A 6099-nucleotide genomic window follows, 5' to 3' on the forward strand; every position below is an offset into this window, starting at 1 on the left:
GGTTCGGGGTTCGGGGTTCGCAAGATAAACCAAAGCACAATAAATTCAATCATTTTAGCCATAAAAAAACCCGCGACTTGATTGCTCAAGTTGCGGGTTTTTTAGGGTTTTTAAACAAACGAATTTAAAAACCGTTATTGGTGGAGCTGGGGGGATTTGAACCCCCGCCTACCTCTTTAAAAACAATAGCTTAAAATCATTTGTGTATAAATGGTGTATTTTTAATGTTTGGCACCTTCCATGTGCTGAATACGGCCTACCTGATTTAGGAATTACGACTGCTCTAAAATGGTACATAACGGCTTTAACTGAGTTGACTTTATAACAGCGGTAAGAAAAATTAATATTTATTCTGTGTACGTCAGGTATCATTTGAGCTAGAACACTTTAGCATCATTCAAAGCACTAGTAATTAACCCCACTAGTTACCCGTTCAGTAATAGCGTTTATAAAATCATTATAACTCAACTATTTTTAAGAGAATTCAGCCATTCTTCAGCTGTTATACCTAAACGTTTTAATATTTTTTTGACTAATAGCGACGGTATTTTTTGATCTTGTTTATGCCTACCTAATGTATATATTTTAGAACCACTCCTCCATATTTTCATCTCACTCCCTTTACCATTATCAACATTACAGTTAAATTCCTTTTGCATAAAAGTAAAAAATGAGGACATCATCATAGAGGGAATATTATTGCTTCCCTCCTTAGAGTTATTGCTTACTTCAATACCCTCATTTTTACTGAGCACTTGATGATAGTTAGTAGTAAAGTCAGCTACTTCGTACATGTATTCGTAAACACACTCTATTGGTTCATCTTTCTTTGCTTTGCCTTTACGAATAGCAAATAAGGTGACCAACTTATCGTGAAACTCTCTTAAAATAAAACCTCCTAAGCTATTTATGGCACTAGGAGCTATATCTAACTTTCCTGCACAACGCAATTCATTAGTGATGGTCCATGAAAAACGAAATGTGGATGTTGCTAAATTTATTGCATTGTCATCATCACTACCAATTACAAAACTAGGAAAACCATAATCCATCATTAAATATACTGCTAATTGGTTATTTAATAGCACCTTATTTTTATCTGGTGACCAACTATTAATGTATAAGGGAATCAATTCATAGATATCAAATAATAAGTCCTCATTGCTCATTGATGGATCTGTTTTATTAGGCCTTAAGCCTTGAGAAACCTCTTTAACAGCCTCCTCTAAAAGAACATAATCTCGTAAATTATATAGCCTAATTTGCTCATCTAAAAATCTTGCTTCCATCGGTGTTTCACAAAGACTTTTGAAATCTATGGTGGTTTCGTCACTTAAAATAGCGTTGCTATGAGCATTGATGGCTGTACTAACAAAGCAACTTAAATAGGATTGAACTAGTAAATCAATACTATGCTCAATTAAAAAATTCAATCGGCTACCTGCTTTCCACGTGAAATCATCTAATGGAGATGTAACATTTTTAAAAAGAAAAAGTTGAGCCTCATAAGCAGAGTTACGCCTTTTTTTATACGCTAGCGCCTTCCCTATTCGAGAAAAATGTTTGTATAAGCGACTTTGAAATTCACAAATATCAGGTTCATTGAACCATTCAACTGCATCATCTGGAAATCGGCAACCAACAAGATATTTATTGTGAAGCTCCACACCATCTTTAAATAAATCAACAACAGTTAAGTAATCCTTACTTAACGCACTTCTAAAGTTTGCAGAAAAATACACCGGTCGCTCAAAAGGTAAAACGATATGGGATTCACCGTGCCCATCTGTTAAAAATTTTTTTAAAGAGTCTGGTGCATCAGGTTTAGAATCAAGTGACCTTTGAACCGAATCCTCATGATCTTTTACTAAAGTTTTCTTTAAACTTTTCGAATAAATTTGACGATTATCATTCATTTATACTAATTCCCTTTACTAAATATTTTTCAAATTTTAAAGTAAGGCTATTTTCTTATTTAACTAATCTTCTTATAAACACTATAACCCTACCCCTTGCACTTTTAATATTACTCATAGGTTGCAAATCATTAATCAACAATGGCAATATAGATTTTCAGTGGCCCAAAATTGAAGCGTTAGGTTTTAGCATCATCCCAACTATAAAATGGATTCTATTATGCAATTAGGTGATTATGTAGTAAAGATTAAGCAAGGAGAGGAAGTGGAACATGGATATGTTCTGCTAGAACACAATACAAAATACTCTATAACCCTTAAAAACAATAGTGTTAATGACTGCGATGCAAAAGTACATATAGATGGCGTCCATGTTGGTACTTTTAGAGTTTCCTCCAATAGCAGCTCAACTATTGAAAGGCCTTCTTCTGAAACTGGTTGTTTTACCTTCTTAAAGTTTAATAGTAATGAGGCAATTCAAGCTAATTTGGATAAAAACCAAGATTTGGGTTTAGTATTTGTAAAGTTCATGCCAAAAAAGAGCGCTAAGTATAATTTTCAAAGTGGTGGTTATCAGGAGAGCAATCAACAAGGAGGATATGCCCCACAGAGAGTTTCAGCAGGTGGTACTGGGCTATCTGGTAAAAGCACACAAAGGTTCAATAATGTTAAACCGTTAGATTATGACGAAGAAAAAAGCATCAAAATAAATTTAAGACTAATCTGTAAAGAAAAAGATATTATTAGACCATTAGCGGCTCGAGAAACAGCTATACCTCCATCCCTTTTTAACTCATTTGAAAAAGCTAATGAACATGCTAAAGGAAAAAAAAGTGGCTTAGTAACCAGAAGTACTGATGGTAAAAGTTTTATTTGGCGTCCATATAAATGATTTGGTAAACCTTAATACTGGTTATGGATAATAGCGATTAACCTACTGTTAATTATATCCCCCCCCCTTTTCCTAGGATGGATAACGTGAGTAAAAACAAAATAAAACTTGGTAAATTTGGTATGGGCATACTTCCAAAAATACCAAAAAATAAATTGATACCACTTATAAGCAAAAACAAAAAAAAACTTACCGTTTATAAGCCTATATCTACTGATGGAAAAATGATATTTAGCTCTGGTGAATACTATGAGCAGAATACTTTTTTTGATAAACATGACAAAGTTATTGTATTAACCAATAAAGAACGAAGTTTTCTTGTAGATAATATTTGTTATCAAAATATCCATGTTCGAGTTTTTGAAAACGATTATCCAATTTTTGATGATATTAAATACTCTGGTAACCTTTCAAAAACATACTATATTTTACAAAGCAAAATACAGTATGTTTTAAATTCAGGCATGTATCCTAAGCCTATATTTCAGTTTTATAGTGATATACATCGTAGGGCGATTATTAGAAAAATACCTAAAAAAAGCTCCTTAGACTCATTAGCTTATTTTTGCGACCTTAAGAGCTATCAAGAGGTCTTTCGCATAAAGGAAGAAAGACATACAAGAAAAATATACGCCTTAGATTTCAACTCTATGTACCCTGCTTGTACGCAAGGAGTGTTTCCCAATCCACAAAATCTAATATTTAAACAAGAAAGAAAAAAGCTTACAGAATCAATCCCTATTGGTTTTTATCATGTACTACTCACCAAGCCTAAATCTAACTTTATAAAAAAGTATCACTGTTTTAAGTTATTTGAGTTTACTAAAAACCTCAGTTTTCAATTGAATGATCATCACCAATTAGAGGTTTTTTTAACTAGTGAAGAACTTAATTTTTATAGAAACCATTTTGATGATATTTATATCTATAGCTCAATAACTAGCAGAGACACTCTTGAGCACCCTCGTAGTCATTATGGTATAAAAAAATATAAACAAAGACATCATTCGCATTTATCCGATACAGATAAACATATTATAAAGAGTAACTTAGTAACAATACATAGTTCAACAAACCCCATAAAAGCTAAAAAGAAAACCTTCCTATCAGTAGCAAGTTTAGCCCAATACTTATGGCAAGAGTTTAGGATTTCTATAGAAGGAGGGCTCAATATAAATGAGTTAAAGATTTACTTGGATTCCTTTAGTGGGTTTACCATCTTAACTAATAATGAAAAAATTACTTTATATTATCCTGACCTAAACAGTAATTCCTCAATAATATCTATCTCCGCCTTTATCGTTGCTAAAGCTAGAATAAAGCTCTTGCAAGTAATGGAACATATAACACAGTTTAAAGGGGCTGAAATATGCTATGTGAATACTGATTCCGTACACGCCTCAATTGATGAAGCTTATAGTAATGACTTTGAATTACACATGAAACCATTTATGGGAAGTGGAATTGGCCAGTTAAAAGTTGAGTGTATAGCTAAAAAAGGGTTTTGGTTCGATGTTGGTCGTTACTGGTTATGCGATGAAAATAAAGTAATAAAATATAAAAACATCATTTTTAGCACTGGCAAAAACGATAACTTTTTTTCGGAAAAAAGAAAGATAACTAAGTTGGAACGGTCACATTTTATATCAAATTATAGTGTATCCAGCCTTTTTATAGGTAAAAGTTTTTCCTACACTAAGCGTTTAAATTATGAACATAATACTTTTGAACGATATCAATATAAAGAAATCAAATCAATGCTTTCGACAGGAACTACCTTGCAAGAAGAGAAGCTATCATCGAAAAGAATTAAATTAAATCTTTTTCACCAACTAAAAAAGCGTTATTCTGTAGTTCAACTTCTTTTGATGTTATTCTCTTAAAAATATCAATGTAGTAGTTTGCAACCACATTCAACAACTTGTTTAATACTAGAGGATTTACTTTAGCTAACTTTCCTATATCAATATTTACTCCAAAATCATTTTTATTTTCAACTGTTTTAATCTCATCTTTAGATAAGTCTATTTTTTCAATTATTTGTTCCAATAGACAAGAAAAAACTTTGTGTATTTCCTTCGGTTCATAATCATAATCCAGCATCACATTGAGAGGCTTTAAGTGCCTAACTTTCCAATTCAAGATATATTTTTTTTTGTTTGAAATACGTGTGTCAGTATTTTCTTGTTTCTCGCGCTCAGCCTCTTCACGTGCCTGGGCTATTTCTTTATCTAGATCCGACTGACTTTTGGTAAGAATACTATATATAAAAATATTTAACCTTGTAATGGAAAGTGCTGTTCGCATCACATCAGCAGAGAGCAATAAATGAGCAGAGTTCGTGTTGTAGTAATCATTTATTGTATTATGGATAAACGCTTGAATCATTCCAGTTTTATAATAAGCTGAAAGTTTACTTGATTGTATTTTTTCTACTTCTTTTTTAATTGAATTTTGAAGCTCGCCTCTAAAAGGAATTTCAGAATGTCTAAATAGTACATTTGTGAGTATTTCTTCAAGACAGTTTTCAGATTTAGCAAGTTTAATTAAGCTAGAATCTAGTTTTTCCTCTTTAAAATAAACTAATGCTAGTCGATCAATATAAAGCTTTTTCACTTCATCTTTAAGATGCCTTTCTAAAGCGCTGGATGATTGGCAATTTAAAACCTTGTTCAGAAACTGGGATTTTAATTTTAATAAACTGAAACTTGAAACAATTTCATTATCTTCATCTAAGTAGAGTTTTAGTATATCCTGATGATCCCTTTGTGGCGGAAGCACTGTATTTTTATCTTCATCAAAATATCTTGCCTCGTTATCTTGTCCATAAACAAGATCAGGAATACCTGCTGCCATCTCTAGATCTGTAAACCCTTCCCCCCAATAGTCGTAAGACATGTACATCCTTAGTTATAAATTATCTCTCATACTTAAAAATAGGAGTTGCAAATTTCAACTCCCATACTTATATTCCTTTGTACTATCGGCATCAGAGATACAAGTAATATACTTGTATCTTTTTAGTATATAGTGTTGCTGGCGCAACATTGCAGCAGAGCTGCTTGTAACATTAGCTTTGTAATAGCGAAATGTTAGATGCCAAACATTTCGCTATACTTTTATTTTTTAAAGTAAAAAACCATAAAAAGTCTGGCATGTTCCAGTCTCACTATCAAGTAGTGAAGATGGCACTTTTTTGTTTTTTGATTTTTTGGGCTTTGATTTTTTATTAAGCCGAGCTTTTCTTTTAACAAGCGTCTTGCATTAGACTTTGAATCGCCCCGTGTTTGC

The 6099-nt window shown here is 32.4% G+C and carries 4 protein-coding genes; 2 read left to right on the forward strand and 2 right to left on the reverse strand.

The genetic code is table 11. The annotated features are described in order from the left end of the window. Positions 1-464: 464 nt before the first annotated feature. Entirely contained in the window at positions 465-1916 is a 1452-nt protein-coding gene (locus CWC30_RS16430) for a hypothetical protein (protein ID WP_138627641.1), read from the reverse strand. Positions 1917-2136: 220 nt separating this feature from the next. Between CWC30_RS16430 and CWC30_RS16435 the strand changes: the two genes are divergently transcribed. Further along, positions 2137-2808: a hypothetical protein gene (locus tag CWC30_RS16435; protein ID WP_138627642.1), complete on the forward strand. Its 672-nt coding sequence runs from the start codon at positions 2137-2139 to the stop codon at positions 2806-2808. An 86-nt stretch (positions 2809-2894) separates the two neighbouring features. After that, positions 2895-4691, forward strand: coding sequence for a hypothetical protein (locus tag CWC30_RS16440; RefSeq protein ID WP_138627643.1), 1797 nt, complete (start codon positions 2895-2897; stop codon positions 4689-4691). Here the strand turns inward: CWC30_RS16440 and CWC30_RS16445 are convergent. Next, positions 4618-5706: a hypothetical protein gene (locus CWC30_RS16445; protein WP_138627644.1), complete on the reverse strand. Its 1089-nt coding sequence runs from the start codon at positions 5704-5706 to the stop codon at positions 4618-4620. The two genes, CWC30_RS16440 and CWC30_RS16445, sit on opposite strands and share 74 nt — an antisense overlap. Between the last annotated feature and the right edge of the window lie 393 nt (positions 5707-6099).

It is taken from the genome of Pseudoalteromonas sp. S4741 (assembly GCF_005886135.1).
GTDB classification, from domain to species: Bacteria; Pseudomonadota; Gammaproteobacteria; order Enterobacterales; family Alteromonadaceae; genus Pseudoalteromonas; species Pseudoalteromonas tetraodonis.

What these genes read in the sequence shown, in the direction of transcription:
- CWC30_RS16430 (WP_138627641.1), bottom strand. Translation starts at nt 1,916, where the DNA reads ATGAATGATAATCGTCAAATTTATTCGAAAAGTTTAAAGAAAACTTTA.
- CWC30_RS16435 (WP_138627642.1), top strand. Translation starts at nt 2,137, where the DNA reads ATGCAATTAGGTGATTATGTAGTAAAGATTAAGCAAGGAGAGGAAGTG.
- CWC30_RS16445 (WP_138627644.1), bottom strand. Translation starts at nt 5,706, where the DNA reads ATGTCTTACGACTATTGGGGGGAAGGGTTTACAGATCTAGAGATGGCA.